General features: G+C 51.0%; 18 protein-coding genes. 1 reads left to right on the plus strand and 17 read right to left on the minus strand.

Annotated elements, in window-relative coordinates:
• Positions 1-24: 24 nt before the first annotated feature.
• From HMPREF0860_RS01265 to mraZ, 11 genes are all read right to left on the minus strand, one after another.
• The gene (locus HMPREF0860_RS01265; RefSeq protein WP_021331351.1) at positions 25-1,053 is read right to left on the minus strand and encodes a DNA-processing protein DprA; all 1,029 of its coding nucleotides are present in this window, start codon (positions 1,051-1,053) and stop codon (positions 25-27) included.
• Positions 1,043-1,768, minus strand: coding sequence for a tetratricopeptide repeat protein (locus HMPREF0860_RS01270; RefSeq protein WP_051169992.1), 726 nt, complete (start codon positions 1,766-1,768; stop codon positions 1,043-1,045). Before HMPREF0860_RS01270 ends, HMPREF0860_RS01265 begins: the two co-directional genes overlap by 11 nt.
• A gap of 160 nt (positions 1,769-1,928) precedes the next feature.
• On the minus strand, positions 1,929-2,852 hold the full coding sequence (locus HMPREF0860_RS01275; RefSeq protein ID WP_021331418.1) for a tyrosine-type recombinase/integrase: 924 nt from the start codon (positions 2,850-2,852) through the stop codon (positions 1,929-1,931).
• 12 nt (positions 2,853-2,864) lie between these two features.
• Entirely contained in the window at positions 2,865-4,244 is a 1,380-nt protein-coding gene (gene ftsZ, locus HMPREF0860_RS01280) for a cell division protein FtsZ (protein ID WP_021495423.1), read from the minus strand.
• 25 nt (positions 4,245-4,269) lie between these two features.
• Positions 4,270-5,511 (minus strand): cell division protein FtsA, encoded by a 1,242-nt coding sequence (gene ftsA, locus HMPREF0860_RS01285; RefSeq protein ID WP_021331355.1) that lies wholly within the window; start codon positions 5,509-5,511, stop codon positions 4,270-4,272.
• 17 nt (positions 5,512-5,528) lie between these two features.
• Positions 5,529-6,332, minus strand: a complete 804-nt coding sequence (locus HMPREF0860_RS01290) for a cell division protein FtsQ/DivIB (protein ID WP_038081768.1) — start codon at positions 6,330-6,332, stop codon at positions 5,529-5,531.
• Positions 6,325-7,506, minus strand: coding sequence for an FtsW/RodA/SpoVE family cell cycle protein (locus HMPREF0860_RS01295; RefSeq protein WP_021331408.1), 1,182 nt, complete (start codon positions 7,504-7,506; stop codon positions 6,325-6,327). Before HMPREF0860_RS01295 ends, HMPREF0860_RS01290 begins: the two co-directional genes overlap by 8 nt.
• Entirely contained in the window at positions 7,499-8,938 is a 1,440-nt protein-coding gene (locus HMPREF0860_RS01300; protein WP_021331363.1) for a UDP-N-acetylmuramoyl-tripeptide--D-alanyl-D-alanine ligase, read from the minus strand. The genes HMPREF0860_RS01295 and HMPREF0860_RS01300 overlap by 8 nt, the downstream gene beginning before the upstream one ends.
• A complete protein-coding gene (locus HMPREF0860_RS01305; RefSeq protein ID WP_051169993.1) occupies positions 8,925-9,248 on the minus strand; it encodes an FtsB family cell division protein in 324 nt (107 codons plus the stop codon). Before HMPREF0860_RS01305 ends, HMPREF0860_RS01300 begins: the two co-directional genes overlap by 14 nt.
• A 90-nt stretch (positions 9,249-9,338) precedes the next feature.
• Positions 9,339-10,310, minus strand: coding sequence for a 16S rRNA (cytosine(1402)-N(4))-methyltransferase RsmH (gene rsmH / locus HMPREF0860_RS01310; protein ID WP_021331387.1), 972 nt, complete (start codon positions 10,308-10,310; stop codon positions 9,339-9,341).
• A gap of 18 nt (positions 10,311-10,328) precedes the next feature.
• The gene (mraZ, locus tag HMPREF0860_RS01315) at positions 10,329-10,772 is read right to left on the minus strand and encodes a division/cell wall cluster transcriptional repressor MraZ (RefSeq protein ID WP_021331398.1); all 444 of its coding nucleotides are present in this window, start codon (positions 10,770-10,772) and stop codon (positions 10,329-10,331) included.
• A gap of 154 nt (positions 10,773-10,926) precedes the next feature.
• Between mraZ and HMPREF0860_RS13110 the strand changes: the two genes are divergently transcribed.
• Entirely contained in the window at positions 10,927-11,646 is a 720-nt protein-coding gene (locus tag HMPREF0860_RS13110; protein WP_021331378.1) for a DUF8091 domain-containing protein, read from the plus strand.
• A gap of 64 nt (positions 11,647-11,710) precedes the next feature.
• On the opposite strand, the gene HMPREF0860_RS01325 is transcribed toward HMPREF0860_RS13110, so the two are convergent.
• The 6 genes from HMPREF0860_RS01325 to HMPREF0860_RS01350 form a co-directional block, all read right to left on the minus strand.
• Positions 11,711-12,430 (minus strand): flagellar filament outer layer protein FlaA, encoded by a 720-nt coding sequence (locus tag HMPREF0860_RS01325; RefSeq protein WP_021331407.1) that lies wholly within the window; start codon positions 12,428-12,430, stop codon positions 11,711-11,713.
• Complete coding sequence (locus HMPREF0860_RS01330) at positions 12,431-13,150, minus strand: flagellar filament outer layer protein FlaA (protein WP_021331384.1); 720 nt, start codon at positions 13,148-13,150, stop codon at positions 12,431-12,433.
• 394 nt (positions 13,151-13,544) lie between these two features.
• Positions 13,545-14,273 carry a DUF421 domain-containing protein gene (locus tag HMPREF0860_RS01335; RefSeq protein WP_021331368.1) on the minus strand — a complete coding sequence of 243 codons (729 nt, stop codon included), beginning with the start codon at positions 14,271-14,273 and terminating at the stop codon, positions 13,545-13,547.
• A gap of 304 nt (positions 14,274-14,577) precedes the next feature.
• A complete protein-coding gene (gene ilvB, locus HMPREF0860_RS01340) occupies positions 14,578-16,320 on the minus strand; it encodes a biosynthetic-type acetolactate synthase large subunit (RefSeq protein ID WP_038081795.1) in 1,743 nt (580 codons plus the stop codon).
• A gap of 9 nt (positions 16,321-16,329) precedes the next feature.
• Positions 16,330-18,456, minus strand: a complete 2,127-nt coding sequence (locus tag HMPREF0860_RS13115; RefSeq protein WP_021495419.1) for a methyl-accepting chemotaxis protein — start codon at positions 18,454-18,456, stop codon at positions 16,330-16,332.
• 114 nt (positions 18,457-18,570) lie between these two features.
• Positions 18,571-20,754 carry a GldG family protein gene (locus HMPREF0860_RS01350; RefSeq protein ID WP_021495415.1) on the minus strand — a complete coding sequence of 728 codons (2,184 nt, stop codon included), beginning with the start codon at positions 20,752-20,754 and terminating at the stop codon, positions 18,571-18,573.
• Between the last annotated feature and the right edge of the window lie 11 nt (positions 20,755-20,765).

The raw sequence follows: 20,765 nt of genomic DNA on the forward strand, positions 1-20,765 counted from the left end.
ATTTTTTCAAAATTTTCGCCCCTCTTAAAAAAGAGAGGGCTCGCCGCTTCGCGCACCGGGGGATTCCGAGCGGCAGCGGCGGTAATCGGCATAATCTTTTATAACCGGAGCGCCGTCGACGACGTATTTTTCCGCCGTACGTTCGGCCTTTCCTTTTGCGGCCTCTCCCCTCTCGATCTTTTTTTCGAGCTCGCACTTCGCTTGCCGCGAAACCGCCTTTGCAGAAGCGGAAAACGCCGCTTCGTGAATCATCACGTCGCGGTTATAATCGAGGGCGTACTGCGCCGTAATGAGCGCGCCGCTTCCCGGGGGCGATTCGACGACGACGGTCGCAGGCGACAGAGCCGCGATGATGCGGTTTCTGTGCACAAATCTCCACGCTTCGGCAGGGACTCCCGGAAGATATTCGCTTACGAGAACCCCGCCCGTTTTAATAATTTTTTCCGCAAGCCTTTTATGCGAAGACGGAACGATCATATCCGCTCCGCACGGAAGGATCGCCGCGGTCTTTCCGCAATTTTTTTCAGTTCCCGCTTCCATCGCATCGAAACAGGCATCGACGGCTCCCGCGTGAGCCGAAGCGTCGATTCCGTACGCGAGACCCGACACGACCGTAACTCCGTTTCGAGCGGCATCGCACGCAAACGAAAACGCCGCTTCTTTTCCTTCTCTCGTCATGCGCCGCGTTCCGACGACGGAAACCGTTTCGCCTAAAAGACAGGATGCGTTTCCGCGGCAAAACAACATAAAAGGCGCATTTTCCGCTTCCGAAAGGAGGGCGGGATACAAAGCATCCCCGTTTAAAATCGTTTCGATGCCGAACGCTTTAATAATCCGCTCGGCCTTTTCCGCTTCGCGTACGCACGAAGGGCCGTTCCACACCGCGGCTCGAAAAGTTCTTCCGACAAGCGTTGCGATATCGTCTATAGACAGTAGCGCAAGGGCGGCTGCGCTGTCAAGGTTCTCGAGTAAAATATTTTTTTCGCGCAGCGTCAAAAACGATACACCCGCGAGACACAAAGAAAGAAAATAGTTTTCCTTTTCAACGCCCATAGGCCGCATCCAAAGCGATTTTTTTATTTGCTTCCGCGAGCGCCTTTTTTTCTTTATCCTTTGTCGTTTTAATAATGGAATCGTACATAGCTGCCGACGCTTGAAAATCTCCGGTACGGAAATACGCGTTCGCAAGAACGGATTTTGCATCGGTGTGTCCCGTGTCGATAGTCAAAAGCGTTTTAAGATAGGGAATCGCTTTTTCGCTTTCGTCGAGTTCGAACACATAGAGTACGCCGAGCCCGTAGAGCGCACGGACATAGCGGCTTTCGATCGCGATCGCGCGGAGATATGCCGACTCCGACAATTTCAAATAATTATATTTTTTTGTCGTACTGCCCGTCGCATCGTAATCGAGCGCCGAATGCGCCATATAACCCGCGCACACACCGACGTAGTAATAGAGGTTTTGATTTGTCGGATAATACTCGATCGCCTTTTGATAACACGAAAGCGCTTCGCCCCACATTTTCAAATCGATATAGCGCGAGCCGAGTATCTTATACCAAATGCCGATTTGCTCGTTCGCAAGCGTTATATCCGCAACGCGCTTTTCGTATTTTGCGATAGCCTCTTTGTATTCGTCGATCGTCGTCGGAGACGAAACGCCTTCTTCCGTCTGCTGCAGACGTTTGACGGCTGCATTCGACGATCCGCATGAAACGAACATTAAAATTAATAATAATAAACTTACCGTTATATGTATTTTTTTCATAGCAACCTCGATTTTCGAATCTTTCCGTATCAATATAACAATATATAATAAAATTGCAAGAACAAGGCAATCGAAAGGCAAAGACGACGCACATCGCGCACGGATACGTTTTATTTTTGCCGAACGCCCGCACTCCCGGCAGCAGTGCGGCAGCAGCACATTAGGGCGCGGATACGTCGCCTTTTGCCGCATGACCCGGAAAATATTTTTCGTGATTTTTCCGAAGCTGCTCGTCATCGACGTGCGTATAAATCTGTGTCGTCGAAAGATCCGCATGCCCGAGCAATTCCTGAACGGAGCGCAGATCAGCCCCTCCTGCGAGCAAGTGCGTCGCAAACGAATGGCGCAGCGTGTGCACTTTTGCACGAACGCCGCTTTTCGCTTCATACCCGCAAAATCGCTTCCACAAACCTTTTCGCGAAAGAGGATCGCCGCGGTAATTGACGAAAACTTCGGCGACCGTTTTTTTTCCGACAAGAAGCGGCCGAGACTCGGAAAGGTATGCGGAAAGTTTTACCTTCGCCGCATCTCCGAAGGGCACGATACGCTCTTTATCGCCCTTACCTCGCACGAGGATTATGCGTTCGTTCAAATGCACGTTTTGCATGAGAAGAGAAGCCGCTTCGCTCGCGCGAAGCCCGCACGAATAGATAAGTTCGAACAGCGCCGCATCGCGAAGCCCCAAAGGCTCCGACGTATCGATGGACGAAAGAAAAGACTCGATCTGAGAGACTGAAAGGACGCGCGGCAGCGGACGGGCGGCTTTCGGCCGGTCGAGCGCGAGGGCAAAATTTTCGCTCCATATACCGAGCCTCGTGAGATAAGATCCGAAAGCGCGCAGCGCTGAAATATCTTTTGCGATCGTAAGCTCCGTACAGCCTTTCGTTTTTTTCCAAACGAGATAATACGTGAGTTCGCGAAAATCGATATCGTGCAGCTTTATTTTTTTTTCGACGCACCACGACAAAAACTCGCTCGCAGAAAGCCGATAGGTTTCCGCCGTTTTCTGCGAGCGCCGCAACACAAGCACGATATCCGTGTAAAAACGCGAGAGTATGACCGGAATCGTCAATTTTTCAGCCATACGGATTCCGTATTAATCCTGCAGTCTGATCGTCCGCGACAATTCTCCGCGGCCGCTCGCCCGCCAGCACGCCGGCTGAGAGATGTCGTTGCCGCCGGTAAATCCCGCAGGCGGTTTTATACCGCTCGGCGAATAGCGGGGGACGGAAGCCGAAAGCGCTTTTCCGAGCGAGCCGATTTTTTGATTTACCTGTTCGCGGACGGAAGGAGCGCCGACCGCAACGGGAACTTTTTCGGCATCCGAGTCGACGGAATCGAAAAGGCTCGTTTCCGCGGCGGATGAAAGCTTTTGCCGCATACTCTCGAAACCGCGGCCCCCGAGTATGTCCGAAAATTCGTCGCTCGTGACGACGGACGAATCGTGTACGGCGGAAGAAGACGAAAGCGCATCTTCCGAAGCTCCTCTTTCAAAGCTTGCATGAAATCCCGTCGCGATAACGGTAACGCTGACGTTTTCACCGAGTGAGGGATCGATGGCTTGTCCCCACAAAATATTTGCGTCGGGATCGATCGAAGCTCTGACGACTTTCATGATTTCCGACACTTCGAGCATGGAAATATCGCCGCTCGAGCAGATATTTATGAGAACACTCTTCGCTCCGTCTATGCTCGTATCTTCGAGCAGCGGATTTTTAATCGCCTTCGTCGCAGCGTCCACGGCGCGGTTTTCACCGCTCGCATGACCAACGCCGAGAATCGCTTCTCCCTGTCCGAGCATAGTGTTTTTGACATCGGTAAAATCGCGGTTGACGTCTCCCGGTTTTGTGATGATATTCGAAATGCCTTCGACGCCTTGCCGCAAAACGTCGTCCGCGACGAGGAAAGCTTGGCGTATGGGCATATTTTTATCGACGACTTTTAAAAGCTGCTGATTCGGAATGACGATGAGCGAATCGACGTTTTCGTGCAAACGGTTGATGCCTTCGCGCGCTTGACGCATGCGTACCGGCCCTTCGAATTCGAAGGGAGTCGTAACGACGCCGACGGTGAGTACGCCGAGACTGCGCGCGATGCGTGCGACAACGGGAGCCGATCCCGTACCCGTGCCGCCGCCCATACCGGCCGTGATAAAGATCATGTCGGTGCCTTCGAGCAAATTGGCGATCGCCTCTTTGTCTTCTTCGGCGGCTTCTTCCCCCACTTTCGGATTGCCTCCGGCGCCGAGTCCCTTTGCAACCTTTCGTCCGATAGCCAGCCGCGTCTCGGCTTTCGATCGGTTCAAATCCTGCACATCGGTATTCAACACGATAAAGTCGACGTTCGCGATATCCGCATCGATCATTCGGTTTACCGCATTCGAGCCGCCGCCCCCGCAGCCGATGACTTTAATAACCGCAGGGCTCACCGCATCGAGGGCAGTGCCGCTTTCATTGATCACCGAAAAATCCATCATGTTTTCCTCCCAACCCTTTTTCCCCTCAGAAAAACGATTTTTTTAACCTTGTCAACAGATTCTCTTTTTTCCCGCTCTCTTCCGACGAAAAAAGTTTTTTATTTTTACGGCTGTTCTTTTCCTGAACAGCATTTTTATTCGCAATCACGAGCCCTATCACCGTAGCGAATTCGGGGCGCCGGTATTCGGCTTCCGCGCCTCCGAGTTTTTCAGGCGTGCCGATCCGCACCGCACTCGTTCCGAAAACCGCCTGCGCGCATTCGACCACGCCTTCCATCTGCGCGCCTCCTCCGGTCAGGATGATATTGCCGGAAAGACGGCGGATATTCGAATTACTGATGACGGCGCTCCGCACCATCGAAAAAATTTCTTCGACGCGCGGCTGAATGATAGTGCACAGTTCGGTCTGCGTCGTAAGCTCGGGATCCCTTCCGCCGACACCGGGGATTATCACTTCGCGGTCGATTTCGATATTGTCGATAAAACAGCATCCCGATTCGATTTTGATCTTTTCCGCAGCCGATACCGGTATGCCCTTTACGATCGCGATATCGTTTGTGACGAGGTTGCCGCCGACGGGGATGGACACCGTGCATACGGGCGCCCCTCCCAAAAGCACGAGTACGTCGGTCGTTCCCGCACCCATATCGATGAGGATCGAACCGAGATCCATTTCGTCGTCGTGGACGACTGCCTGCGTCGCAGCGAGCGTTTTCAACATAATGCCCGACGCTTCGTAGCCTGCGCGGCTCACACAGCGTTTGATGTTTTGTATCGTCGTCTTCGACGCGGTGATCACGTGGACATCCGCTTCAAGGCGGGCGCACATCATATTCGTCGGATCTTTAATATTTTTCAAACCGTCGACGGTAAAAGTCTGTGCGACGACGTGCAGCAATTCTCTGTCTTGAGGAATAAAAACCGCGCGCGCATTGTCGATCGCCCGCTCTATGTCGCCCCTCGTCACTTCTCTCGGAGGCCGACCCGGTTCGGTCACAGGCGTTATGCCCCTCTGATTCAAACCTTCGATCTGCGTGCCTCCGATGCCGATCGCACACTTGGTCACTTCGGCTCCGGCCGTTTGTTCGGCGCTTTCGACCGCTTCTTTAATCGCGGCGGCGGCATCTTCGATATTGACGATGACTCCGTTTCGAAGCCCCGCCGACTTTCTCGAAGCCGTCCCTGCGATTTCTATGCCGCCCGAATCGTTCAGTTCTCCGATCGCGACGCGTATATGGTTCGTACCGATATCAAGACCGACAATCATACCTGCTCATCCTCGCTTCAGCGCGTCCGGTAAGAAACGGAGCCGTAACGCAGATCGATTTCCGATACGTCAGGCTCGATCGAATTGACGACGTCGAGCACAACCATCATATACTGTAACGCGTCTTCGTTCAATGCGCGGTCGGTCAGCACGCGCATCCTCGTGTGCGCAGGGATAAGCGCGAGTTCGTAGTTTCCGTATTCTTTCGGAACGACGCAGATTTCCGCGAGAGCGGCGAAATAGCGCCTGTCGCGGTTTTGAATTTCCGAAATCTGTTCGATGAGCGTGCGGTACTTTGCGGGAATCCGCATGCCTTCAGACAAGTGTTCTATCGGCAAACCTGAGATGATCGGAACGGCGCCGCTTTTTCTGTCGACTTCCGCATCGTCGAAGAGTACGCCGTTTTTATCGATACACACGGGAATGCTCCTTCCTGCAGATGAAACGAAAGTCATCGCAACGCTTTCGCGTTCTGCGATGCGCACGAATATTTTATCGGGAAAGCGCTTCGATACGGTAACCGAATCGATCGCCGGCACCGACGATAAAATCGAAACGGCTTCTTCGGCGTTGAATGAAAACCAGTTCGCACCGTGCATCGGCTGCAACAGAGAAAGCACTTGTTCGTCGGAGAGCGAGCGTTCCCCGCCGATGACGATCTTCGGAGCATGCATGCTCGGAAGGGCAAATTTATAGACGGCGATTTCGATCAAAAAAATTACGCAAAAAACAAAAAAGAGTGTGACGACGATCTTCGTCTTTACATCGCTTTTCGTTTCGGTCTTTTCGGCGGCAAAGCTCGCCATGCTCACATCACTCATCCTTTCCCTCATAGACGGTATCTTCAAATTCGTTTTCGTCTTCTTCCGTCGTACAACGCGACGCGTTGACGATAAAGCCGCACATACAAAGCGTTACGATTATCGACGAACCGCCGAGCGAAAAAAACGGCAGCGGTATGCCGGTTGCCGGAAGCGCCCCGCAGACGACGGCGCAGTTCATCAGCGACTGCAGCGTTACGGCGGAAATGCAGCCGAAGGACGCGTAGGCGGCAAAACGGTTTTTGCAGACGAACGCCGACCTCAATCCCCGCCATGCGAAAGCTGCGAGCATGACAAAGTACAAAAGCACGCCGAAAAAGCCCATCGCTTCCGCCCAGCCGGCGAATATGTAGTCCGCCTGCACTTCGGGAATACTGTTTATCCAAACGAGACCGCTTCCGATGCCGCTGCCCCAAAATCCGCCGGAACTGATCGCGCGCTTTGCCGCAATGCTTTGATAATTGTACGTGCGCACGTGTTCTTCCGGCCGCAAAAATCCGATAATGCGTTCGATCCGATACGGCTCCTGCAAAATCATAAAGACGACTGCGGGAACGATAAGAAGGAGCGCAGGCGGCAGCCACGTGAGCTTTGCGCCCGACGCAAAAAACATGAGAAGGCCGACGCAAAAAATAAAAACGCTCGTCGAAAAATCGCGTTGGAAAAACACGAGGAGCGAAACGAAAGTCAAACCGATGACGGCCGGCAGCACCGACTTTTCGTCGGGATTTTCGATACGCGCCTGCTTGTCGAAAAAATTTGCAAGAAAGAGGATGAGCGCAAATTTTGCGAATTCGGACGGCTGCAGCGTAAACGCAAAGGGCATGCGTATCCAGCGATGAGCGCCGTTCCTTTCAACGGCGATGCCGGGAACAAAGGTCAAAAGACAGAGTACGATCACACCGAGCACGAAGATCGGCAAAAAATTTTTAATAATTTTTATACGCATGCTTGCAAACAAAAAAAATCCTGCAAGCGCGGCGACGATACTTACGAGCTGGCGCTTTACAAAATAAAACGGATTGCCGAACATGCGTTCGGCGTAATTTTGCGAGCATACGAAAAGCGCAAAGATACCGAGTCCGCACAAAAGGATGACGCACGCGATAAAAGCCGAATCGCTTTTTCGGTACGACGAAACGGGCTTGTCGGCGAGAAAAAGATAATCACGCATCGCACCCCTCCGCCGTAATAAGAGGAACGATCCGCTCGAGCGCCATACCGCGAGAACCTTTCAACAGGAGCAAATCCCCGTCGGAAGCGTTTGCAAGGATGAAGTCCGCCGCGCAGCTCATCGCTTTTGAGGAAGAGCCGGCAATATACAGCGCGCCCGTAAAGCCCGAAGCGAGGGCGGCATCGTAAGCGTATTTCATCTCCGTGCCGATAAATACGATTTTATACGCATTCGCTTTACACGCATCTCTGCCCGCTTTTTCATGTACGTCGCGGGATACGTCTCCGAGTTCGAGCATATCGCCGAGTACGTATATTTTCCGCTCGACGTCTTTTGCAGACGCGCAAAACGACAGGACGCTCGCAGTCGATTCGGCATTCGCGTTGTAACAGTCTTTGACGAGCGTGACGCGCTTACCGTTTTTCAATGCGATATGTCCGCTTTCGCTCCTTCCCGAAACGCCGCCGAAAGACGAAAGCGCCGTTTTGATTTCGGCATCGCTTACGCCGAAATATTTTCCGACGGCGACGGCTGCAAGAGCGTTTTCATAATTGTACATGCCCGGAAGCTTGAAATGTACGCGCTCCCCTCCGACGGAAAAAACCGTCCCTGCAAGGCCGTCGTCGGACACGAGAGAGGCGCCGCTTTTTTCGGCGACATCGTTTCCGAAATAGACGATTTGTCCTTTGCAGTTTTCGATTAAAAACGGTGCGAATGCGTCCGATGCGGGAACAAAGGCCGCACCGCTTGAAGGAACATAATCGAATATTTTCCGCTTTTCGGCGGCGATATTTTTTTTGCTGCCGAGTATGCCTATGTGCGCGCTTCCGATATTCGTGATGAGGGCGTACTGCGGTTTTAAAACGCGCGCGATTTCCCCGATTTCGTTCGGCCGATTCATGCCCATTTCGAATACGCCGATTTCATCCGTATCCCTGATTTTAAAAACGGAAAGCGGCAGCCCCGTTTCGGAATTGAAATTGCCGTCGCTCGAAACGACTCGATATTTTTGTTTTAAAACCGCAGCGACGAGTTCTTTTGTCGTCGTCTTTCCGCTCGAACCCGTAATGCCGATTTTTTTTAAGCGCGGAAATTTCGCAACATAGGCGGCAGCGGCATCCTGCAGTGCATACAGCGTATCGGAGACGATTACAAAAAAGGCCAGAGGATATTTTTCCGCCAAAAGCAAATAAAAGCGCTCGTCGCTTGAATATTCGCTTTCGTTAATGAAGACAACAGATGCTCCCTTTGCAAGAGACTCGGAAATATAAGCGTGCCCGTTTTGCACGGTGCCGACGAGCGGTACAAAGAGACTGCCCGGGACGACGAGGCGGCTGTCGGTCGTAACTGAGGAAAAACAAAATCGGCTTTCGGCTGCACTGTGCCCGACACCTTTACCGCGGACGGCAGCGACGAGCTCACTTCGCTCCATCAGACTTTGCACTGCCCTTCCCCTTCATCTCCACACGGACGATATCGTCCGTCTGCGCTTTATGCATGCCGAGTTCGTTTTCGGCTATCTTTTCGATGCGCTCCGTACTCGCCAAAAGACTGATATCCGTAACGAGTTTTTTATTTTCTTCGACGAGCGATTCCTGCTTTTTTTCAAGCGCCGTAACTTCGTCCGACAGATCTTCGTATTTTCTCGACTGCATGCCGGCTGCAAGCAATAAAAGCGGAATTGAAAGCGCGATAAGGCAGACGACAAGCGTTTCGCGCATACGGCTATATTTTCGTTTCATACCCACTCCCATAAAACTTTTGCAGAAAATTGCAATTTCCGAAAAAGTTTTCACTCGTGCGTAAGTGCGCACATATTTACCGGCTCCCGATTACACGGCAGTGCTTAAGCACCGCGCATCTTCGGCATCGCGCAGTTTTCGTACGACGCGAAGCTTCGCGCTCCGCGACGGCGAATTGCCTGAAACCTCGTCCGCCGAGGGACTTACGGGTTTTTTCGTAAGCACTTCGGCGCACGGCGTCCCTCCGCAGCGGCAAGCCGGAACCTCGGGCGGACAGACGCAGGACTTTCCGAGATTTCGGAAATAATTTTTTACGATGCGGTCTTCGAGCGAATGGAACGTAATCACGCCCATCTTTCCGCCCGCCTTCAAATCGTTGAACGCATCGTGCAGCGAGCGCGGAAGCCGCGCAAGCTCTCCGTTTACCGCAATGCGGAGCGCTTGAAACGTACGCGTCGCCGGATGTATCAATCCGTGCCGGTACTGAAGAGGCACCGCATCGTAAATAATATCGGCGAGCGCTTTCGACGAACGGATTTCCCCGCTCGCCCTCGCCTTCACTATCGCACGCGCTATGCTGCGGCTCAGTTTTTCTTCGCCCCAGCGGTATATCAAATCGGCAAGCGCCCCTTCTTCCGTACCGTTTACGATATCGGCGGCGCTTTTTCCTCCCGACGGCGTAAGGCGCATATCGAGCGCTTCGTCGTGTCGAAACGAAAATCCCCTGCCCGACAGTTCGTAGTGGTACATCGATATGCCCAAATCGAACAGTATGATATCGGGCTTCGGAAAATCCGCAGGGTACGACGCGTAAAAATCGTCGAACCAACCGTTGTAAAACATCGTCCGTTCGGCAAAGCATTCGAGCCGCTCTTTTGCACGCGCTAAAATGCCCGCATCGGCGTCGATGCCGATTACCTTAATATTCGGGAATTGCGAAAGAAATGCGAATGAATGGCCGCCTTCGCCGAGCGTCGAGTCGCACATGACCGCTTCGGCGCCGCACGGGGCAAGCAGTTCAAGACATTCCTGCAGCAAAACAGGCGTATGAATCGCTTCCATGCGCTTTCCTCCCCTGCGCTAAAAAAAGATCGAGCCGAGCTCTTCCGCAGCCCCGCGGAACGACGCTTCGCTTTCCTCGATATAGTGCCGATAGCTTTCCGCGTCCCACAGCTCGATGTATTTACTGACGCCGAGCAAAACGCAGTCTTTGGAAAGCGCGGCATATTCGCGCAGACTTTGGGGGATCGAAAGCCGCCCCGATTTATCGAACTCAAGTTCCTGCGCCGGCGCGACAAACCTCCTGAGCACGAGGCGGTTTTTTTCGCTGAACGGAGACGCGGCTTCCATGAGTTTCGAAGAAACGGTTTTCCATTCTTCGGGAGTAAAAAGCCATAGGCAGCGGTCAAGAGCCTGCGTCACGATGAGCACATTTCCGGCAAGTTCGGAACGCAGTTTGGCGGGAAAGAGAATTCTTCCCTTTTCGTCAAGCGTATTCCGAAATTCTCCTGTCAGCATACTCATGCCACTGCCTACCACTTTTCCCCAGTAATTCCCACTTAGCAACTATTTTATAATAAAAACACCGAATGTCAACGGATAAAACGCCATTTTTTACAAAGAAATTTGCAATATTCGCCGATTAGCTATATAATTGTATTGTGGAATTCAAAAAATAATGATAAATACGCTCAACGAAAGCTCTCTCCACCGCTCTTTGAAATCGCTCTATGCGCTCGAAAAAGGATGTATGACGGAAGTGAATATCGACGGAAAAATTTACGATGTCGTCGACGCCTTCGGAAATATCACCGAAATACAGACGAAAAACCTTTCGTCGCTGCTCGTAAAAACACTCCGTGCGATGAAAAGCGGGCATAGCGTTAAAATCGTCTATCCCGTCGCGAGAGTCAAATACATCGAAGTCTATGATGAAACAGGTGCGCTCGTGTCAAAGCGCAAAAGTCCCGTCCGCGCTTCGATCTACAGCATATTCCGCGAACTCACCGGCCTCTATCCCGTGCTTTTAAAAAAGCGCTTTTCGCTCGACGTGCTCGAAATCGCGATGAGCGAAATCCGCACGCAAAGCGAAACGCCGGTACAGTCTCCGAACGGCCGCCGCCGCTTTTTAAAAAACTGGAACAAAACCGACAAAAGGCTCGAAACGATATTCGAAACGCACACGTTTACAAAAGCGGCCGACTACCTTTCGCTCATCCCCGAATCCTGCCTTCCCCGTTTTTGCGCCCGAGACATTGCTTCTTCCCTCGCCGAAAACAAGGCTCTTCCCGCTTCCGCAAAAGCGCAAGCCAATCTCATGCTGTGGGTGCTTTCACACATGAACCTCATCGAAGCCGAAAACGACGTTTCCCGCCCGAGATATTATAGGATCAGATAAAAAAAGCGGCACCCCCGCAAGATGCCGCCGTATAAAAATCGGAATTTATTGCACGCGAAAGCGCTTACCAGTTATCGGACATATCGTCTTCATCGCGGTACTGCAAATCGTACAAGTCGGTGACGACGCGGAGCGCATCGAAATATACATAGTATGAACCGCGAGCGAGCATCGGATTACAGTCGATTCTGAAGCCGACGATGCGTAAGCCCGGGCGGCTGTTGTAAAACGCGCTTTGCTGTACGATGCCGTGCTCCCCGTCGGGAGAAGGCGGAACGACCGCAGTCATTTTTTTCCAACCGCCGAAACCGAGCGAACCCATGTACAGTTCGTAATTGCGTCCGAACATATCCTGTACGAGCACCCACAGATTGTGATCCTGATTTCGTCCGCACACCCACACGCTGATCGTCTTTGCAATGCCTTCGACGGGCAGCGGGCGCACCGACGTGATGTAAAAGGAATTGACGCCGCGGCGGAAGAATTCGACTTTGACGCCGAAAACGAACGTGTCTTCGTCTTCTTTGCCCTTATCCTCTTCGAGCGCGTCTTTCATCGCGGGATTTCCGTCAAAAAGGCGCGACGTGATAAAACCGTAATCCGAAGAAATCGTAACGTCCCACGAACCTTCGCGCTCGAATTTGTCGACGTTTATTTCGCGGAGCGCCATAGCGGCGGAATCGGCTCCTATCGTTTCGGGCGTCGGTTCCAAGAGGCTCGAATTCTGAGCAAAAGCCAAACTGCCGGCAAGCACGGCACAAATCGTCAATATGCTTTTTTTCATTTATTTGCCCTCCGAATTGCCGAAGTCCGCTTCTTTCAGTTCGTAACCGTCAAAGATATTCGCAAGCGCCCTCGTAACGTATTTCATTTGATCGAAAAAAATCGTATACGAATCGACGAACTCTTCGGGGCTCGTACGGATTCTAAAACCGATAAACGACATCGCATCCCGGCCGCTGCTCGACCTCGAATGCTGTCGTATCCAGCCGGGCACCGACACAACGACATTTTTCCATCCGTCGAATGCAAGATTGCCCGCAGGAAGCACGTGAACGCGTCCGTCGGCATCTCTGACAATCACGTCGAGAAAATACATATAATGCGCCCCCCACACCCAAAAATCGATCTGCGTCACCGTTCCGACAAAGGGGATTTCATACGCTTTTCCGTCTTTTACCGGATATACTTCAAACCAGTTGTCGCCCTTTCGCTTAAACGCGATCTGCACGCCGAGCACTTTTTGATTGTCCTTGCCGTCTTTGAGCAAGTATTTCAGCGAATTCGGAATACCGTCGAAGTACCCCGTCTTCGGATAACCGTCGGCAACATAGCGGCTCGCACTGACGTCCCACGTCCATGCGTTTCCGCTTTCGTTGTTGAAATTGTCGATCATAAACGACTCGGTACTCTTTTGCGTCTGCATCGCTTCTTGACTAAAAGCCGGCGACGAAAACAGCAAAAGCAGCCCAAAACACATACAGACCACTAAGCCCTTTTTCATGCAAAACTCCTATAAAAACTTTTGCAGAAAGCATCAGCTTTCGAAAAAGTTTTTAGTCGTGCGCGAGAGCGCACACGTTAAATACACGAGTTTGCAACGCAAACTCGAAATACGAAACGACGGCGCTATTTCAGCCGGCGTTTCGTAACAACTCCTATAAAAACTTTTGCAGAAAGCATCAGCTTTCGAAAAAGTCGGAAATTGTCTGACCATACAGACTACCATACTCTATTATCGGACGATTTTGTAAATTTAATTACACCGAACGATATTATATTTTGAGATACGCGCTTTGTCAAATCGATCGCGCGGCGCCGATTGTCAAATCATTTCGGCAAACCTGAACGGCAAAATCAAAAAGCCCCTTATATTGCAAAGCTTTCGCCCGGCACCTTCAGTTCCGCGGTTTTATAAACGAAAAAAAGCGATGCGATGCGGAATCGCGGGCTTGATTCCACGGTTTTTTGTACTTCTTTAATTTGTCATGTTCAGGCGGATATGCCGTCAGTATGAGATTGCCGTTCACATATTCTCCCAAAAACACATCGCTGTATTTATCCAATCCCTGTTTTTTAATTTCTTCAAGCAGCCATTCCTCATCCTTGCCTATCACGTCCAGAATATCCTCTTGCAGCTGCCCGTCCGTTATCAGCGGGAACTTCGGGTTGGCTTCTCCGTGATGTATAACGATCAATTGACCGTTTTGCTCCACAAAAGCTCTTTTTACGTCTTTTGTCGAATAAACATTCTTTGTTCGAAGTTTAAAAGAAATATCATGAGCGGATAAACCCGCCTTTTCACAATTTTCAATATTAATTTTACCGTCATCGATAATTATTAATGCTTTTCCGTCTATGACCTGTTTCGCTTTTACATTATGCGTTTTGATCCATTTCAAAGTCAATATAAGCACACACCAAATACATAAAACACCTATATAATCCAATAATCGAATATTATTATTATAAATCACGCCGCCGATAATACCGCCGAGCACGTAATTTTGCACTTGATCACTGGCAGATGAAGGTGCTAAATTTCCCTTGCCCGAAATATTTATTATCATAATTAAAGCAAAAAAACCGATTAATAATTTTATTGCCACTAAAAAAAATCCGTTCATAATTTCCTCGTCGGTATCCGTATTTTTTCTCCGAACCGCACTGTATCACAATCGCTGCTTTTTTTCCAGCACGCTTGCAATGTCGCCGTCTATGGGAATCCTCTATGCGAACAAAGTTGCAGGCAAAATCGATGTTTCGCCAAAGAGTTCGTGATCATGGCGATAGGCGCGGATTCGCTGACGGTGAGCCACGCAAACGATTCGTTCTTTTGGGTCGTTTCACTGTTTGTACATTAATAATTGCTACGATGAAGGATCCGTCGAAAAAGTAACCGGCTTTGAGACTGCCCCTTCCGTGCAGATCTTATCGCAGCGCGTCGATATTCGCTTTGCCCGGCAAAACGAAGGGCAGCACGTCTTCCGCAGAATCGATTTCGATGCGCACTAAAAACGGTTTTCGTTCCCGCTTCGGGGAAAACGCTTTTTCGTACCACTTTTCATCTTCGGCCGCATCGACGGCATCGATGCCGAAACCTCGTGCGATCTCAACGAAATCGACGCGGCGGGAAAATTCACTCGCAGCGTAAGTTCCGCCGAAGAGGTATTTTTGCTGCTGATATACCATGCCGAGCGTACCGTTGTCGAAAACGATCACCGTCACTGCAAGATTTTGCTCGGAAAGAGTTGCAAGCTCCTGAATGTTCATGAGGATGGAACCGTCGCCCGAAACGCACACGACGCGGCATTCAGGGTGCGCGAGAGAGGCTCCGATTGCGGCGGGCAGTCCGAATCCCATCGTACCGAGCGAGCCCGACGTAAGAAATGTTCTCGGCTTTTCGACGGGATAATACTGAGCCGTCCACATTTGATGCTGACCGACATCCGTCGTAACGATGAGTTTGTCGCGCCTCATACCCGCTTTTTCAGCGAAAAGCGGAATCGAAGCGATAAGCTCGCGGGGATTGCCGTAGGACGATTTTTTTGCCGCACCGCAAAGGGGTGAAAACGTTTCCGTTTTTAGCTTTATGATCTTTTCAAGCCACACGGCGCGCGCTTCCGCATTTTGCCAATTCGATGCGAAAAGCTCCTGCTTTCGGGACGCAAGCTGCACGAGGATCGGAAAGACGGATCCGACATCGGCGACAACCGAAATATCGGCGTCGATGATTTTATCGACTTCAGCCGCATCGACGTCGATGTGCACGACGCGCGCTTTCGGACAAAACTTCGACACGACGCCCGTCGCCCTGTCGTCAAATCGGACGCCTGCGGCGATAACGAGATCGGCATCGTGCATAGCGACGTTTGCCGCGTAAGAACCGTGCATGCCGACCATACCGGCAAACATTTCAAACGAAAACGGCACGCAGCCTATCCCCATGAGGCTCGTCACGACGGGAAGACGGTAAGTTTTTAGGAATTTTTGCAATTCCTTTGCAGCCCCTTCCGAATTACAGCCTCCGCCGCAAAAGAGCACCGGTCGCTTCGCTTCGGCAAGCGCATCGGTTATGCGATCCATGCTCGAAGCGTATTCTGACGGCGGCGTATGAAAGCGTATATCGTGTATCGTAACGGACGCGATATCCGGCCACGAATCGAATTCGCAAGAAGAAAGCTGTACGTCGCGCGGCACGTCGACGAGTACCGGCCCCGGCCGCCCGTTCGCCGCGATTGCAAAGGCTTGGGGAATAGCGCGAAGCAGCTCTTCGGGAGATTTTACCATGATGCTGTGCTTTGCGATCGGAAAGGAAAGGCCGAAGGTGTCAGCTTCTTGAAACGCATCGGTGCCGATAAGGGATGTGTTCACTTGCCCCGTAATCGCAACGATCGGAACGGAATCGCTTCGTGCGTCGGCGACCGCGGTAAGGAGATTCATCGCGCCCGGCCCGCTCGTCGCAAAACAAACGGCGACCTTTCCTGTGCTCCGCGCCATACCCTGTGCAATAAAACCCGCCCCCTGTTCATGACGGGCGAGCACGTGACGGATCGAACTTTTCGCAAGCGCATCGTACAGCGGCAAAACGGAACCGCCGGGAATGCCGGAGACAACGGTGATTCCTTCCATTTCGAGCAGCTTGACGATTATTTCGCTTCCCGTCTTTTTCATAAACATCGATTACAGTTCAAACTGATCGATCTGCGAGCCGATCTTTTGTATGGCATCTTTCATCCGCGACGAAATATTTTCCAATGCGGAACCGACTTCGTTTATCTGTCGTGCACCCGTCGCCATCTCGCTTATGCCTTCTTTCATACCGGACGCACTGTTTTGCAATTTATTAATTTCGGTAAGAATCGATTTGTTGCCGGTCGCCATTTCGCGCGATGCATCCTGTACGCTCGACGTATTATCGTTTACGACGCGCAGCGACGCATCTATCTGTTTCGATCCTTCGTTCTGTTCGTCCATCGCCTGCTTGATGTACAAAACGAATCTATTAGTGACGTTTAATTCGTCGGAAAGCGATTTAAACACTTCGCTCAATTCTGCCGATGCGCCGACAACGCTGACGATCGACTGATTGACATTGCTCAGCTCTTCTCCGATACGCTTCGACTGCACGGCCGACGATTTTGAAAGCTTACGGATCTCATCCGCGACGACGGCAAAACCTTTTCCCGCTTTGCCCGCATGCGCGGCTTCGATGGACGCGTTCATCGCAAGCAGGTTTGTCCTCGTTGCGATATCCGCAATTATCGTATTGGCTTCCTGCAGCATATTGGATTGACTTTCGATCTGTTTGATGCGCGCGTTGACGTCAGTCTGTTTAATAAAACCGTCCTGCGCTTTATCGCGCAGCATTGAAAAAGATGTGACCATTTTGTCAACCGATTGATTGACCGACGCAATACTGACGATCATCTCTTCTATCGCAGCCGACGCTTGCGTCACGCTGCTCGATTGATTTTGAATCATCCGTTCAAGCGAGTCGATATTCGATGCGATTTCATTGACGGCGCCAACTGTTTGCGTAACGCCCGTCTCCTGCTCATCCATCTGAGTGTGTATACTTTCGATATTTGCGATGATCTCCGTGATGGCGCTCGACGTATCGTCGGCGCTGCCGGTCATATCTTCTCCGGCCGTGACAAGGGTCGCCTTGCTTTCTTTTACGTCTTTAACAATCGCATGCAGCTTTTGAATAAATTTATTAAAGCCTGCGACGAGCATACCGATCTCATCGTTCGACGGAACATCGATTTTGACAGCGAGGTTTGCATTTCCTTCCGACAGTGCGATAAAGGACTGCGACACTTTTTGAAGCGGCCGCATAATCAAACCGAACACGCGGTGGGCGATAATCGAAACGAGGATGACAAGCAATACGACAACCGCCGCGAGGATTTCAAGCATTCTGATACCGATCGTTTTTCCGAGCTCCGCTCTCGCAGCGGAAAAATTGCTTGCGAGCGCCCACATACCCGCAGGCTTACCTGCAACGTCGAAAACCGGCCAATAGACGACATAGTACCGGCTCTTTCCGATTGTATCCATTTTAGCATAGCTTTCACCCCGCGCGAGCACCGCTTCGGCACAATCGTCGCTGACCGCAGCTGCGAGCATTTCGTTTTTTTCATCTGCGATCGTCGAAGCGACCGCTTCCGTACCGTCGTAAAGCATAACATCGCAGCCGAATGTTTTGTACGCCTTTTCCAAAAAACCGGCGGACGAAACGTTGAAACCCGAAACAACTGCGCCGATAATCCGCCGTTCGCTGTCGTATACGGGACATCCCGCTCTGATCGCAAAACGGACAAGCACCGCCTTTTCATATGAATACGTCGCGCGTCCCCGAACCGCTTCCCTGACGGCTTTTTGATTGATGATGTTATCTCCGAAACGTTCCGAATGCCCGCGCGCGATGATGTTGCCGCTCGTATCGGTTAAAACAATAAAATCGACGCGCATCTGCTTATTGAGTTCGGCAAGAATTTTATATGCGTCGGCATGACTGCGGCTGCGAGCGGCCTGCACGACATCGGGACGACCGGCGATCGACGCGGCAGCTCCTTCCGCACGTGAGCCGAAGTCGTCGAGTAAAAGTTGAAATCCCGTCACGCTCGCCTTTGTCGATTGCTCATGTTGAGCCGTCAGTATGCGGTAAAAGAAAACGGCGAGTGCAAGACCGCAGACGATTACCGTAAAAAATACCGTAACCCTGTTGACGCTGCTCAATTTCCGAACAAGAGACGATCGTTTACCGATTGCAGAAAATTGTTCGGAAAAACTGTTTTGTTTCATGTATACTTGCTCCTCTGTATTTTCTCTTCGTTTTAATATCTTCACGCATTGTACCTGTTTTGTCAATTATAACGGTGACGATTTGCGGCACTCATAATTCTGTTTATTAAATTATTACATTTCGATACGCGAGAGGTAATTGAGCCGTCGCTTTTGCCTCGCTGCGAAAAAAAGTACAAGCGCCGCATAAAAAAGCGGAACGAGTATAAAGGCGACGACGAGCGTTTTTTTCCTCGCGGCGGAAAAAGATGCGGCGTCGGGCGTTTTGTATAAAGTGCGCACGCTTCCTTTGTTTTGCAGTTCGGCAAGTCCTTCATCGCCCGTAAGTTTTAAAACGACGTGCGTCAAAAAATCGAGATTGCGATAATCGCCCGTTTCTCCTCCGATATACGAAAGCGGAAGGCTTGCCGCAAAATATTGATCGGCAACGACGGCGATGCGCGACGCTTCTTTTTTTTCGGGAACATACATACCCGAAAGCTCGCCGTCAAAATATGCACCGGCGGCATAGGATTGTAGCCTATCCGGTGCGACTTTTTGCAGCGAAAAAGGATTCGTTTTAAATAACGGGCCGCCTGAAAGATTTTCGCGGACAACCCACGACGACGGACTTGAAACCAAAAGCGGTTTTGCGGATGCGTTTTCGATTTTGACGGGGCTCGCCCAAAAGAGCGTGAGTCCCCTCTTCGCTTCGTCCTGAGACGAAATCGATATCCAAAGCGGATAGCCGATACTCTCGAACTGCCCTGTTCCCTGCCCTGCCACTCCGCTTGCAAGCGTAATGTGCGCGCATGCGGTCGACGAAACGAGGGCGGATTCGAACGATATGCCCCAAAACGAAAGCAAATCGATGAGCGCGGTATTTTCCGGCCGCTCTATACTCCACGTCGATTTGATATCGGCATCGTAAGGTGAAACGGCAAAAAGCGCACTCCCGCCTGAAAGCACAAAGGCTTCGATCGCCGCAGCATCTTTATCCGAAAGTTTCGACGCGCCGAATACGATGAGGATATCGCCGCCTGCATAATCGGAAAGCGTTCGAGCTTCGATTTCGATACAGTCAAATCCCTGCAGTGAAAGCCACGGCACAACGTATGAATAATCTTCCGAAAGCGTCATTCCGTTTCCCGTAAGGATGAGTACGCGAGGACGGGATCCGTCGACAAAATTTTTGATGCAGCGAGTCAAATCGTATTCGATTCTGTCTGCAGAAACGATAAAGGGTATCGTTTGAATCTTCCCTTCGTATTCGAAAACGAGGGCGGAAAAAAGCGAAACTTCATCCCCTTTTCCCGAACGGAAAGTTTGCGGCAAAATTCCGAAGCGATTTAAAACATCGGAAACGCCGGACGCATCGGGATCTTTTGCGGCGACGTTTACCGCGGAGTTTTCACGCGCATACATTTTGACGTATTCGTATACGTCGCGGGAAGAAGGATAGACGCTTGCAATGCGCGGAGATCGGTAATAGGTGATCGTAAGCGGAGACGTAAGACGGGAAAGCGTTTTTTTCCCGTAATCGGAAAGGCTGAAAGTTTTATTTTTCGTTAAATCGATCCGCGCATAATATCTTTTTCCGTTCAAAGACGCAAAGACAATAATTAATAATATAACGACATGCATGCATCGCTCGTTCCGAGGAAAAAAAATCCTGCGTTTTTTTTCCGACGCGATAAAGGCTGCGAACAAAAAAAACGCCGAAACCGTACAAAAAAAGACGATATCGCGCGTATCGACGATACCCTTTGCCGCAGCATCCGCACGGTATGCAAAACTCAAAGGACGAAGCGTCTCCGAAAGGGACGCAAAACCGGCAAAGGCAAAAAACGCGGCGGAGACGATAAAAGCTCGGTGCGGAGAAAATACCGTGTAAAAAAATACCGAAAGCGATACGGCGGCCGCTCCGTAAAAAAGAGAGATCGCAAAGCCCGCTATGATTCCGCTTGTATCGATATCGCCGAAAAAGCCGGTGCACAGCGGCACGAGCACAAGCGGCAGCAAAATAAGCACAAAGCGCACAAAGGGAAGAATAAAATCGAAAAACGTGCGGGCGAAAGGCGAAAGCGGCAGAGCATCGACAAAGCTTTTATCGCCGAACGGAAAACACAAAAGAGGGATAACGACGATGGAAACATAGGGAAAGGCGGCGAAAAAAAAGCGGATATCGGGAACGGCGTTTCCTGAAAAAAAAACTGAGACAAAAAAATAATAAAACGAGCACGCCGCAGCAAATAAAACCGCACACAAAAAAAAGATCGGGCTGCAGACGGAACGTTCGAGCGAGCGGCAAAAATGCACAGCCGTCCGCC

This window comes from Treponema socranskii subsp. socranskii VPI DR56BR1116 = ATCC 35536 (genome assembly GCF_000468115.1).
GTDB classification, from domain to species: domain Bacteria; phylum Spirochaetota; class Spirochaetia; order Treponematales; family Treponemataceae; genus Treponema_D; species Treponema_D socranskii.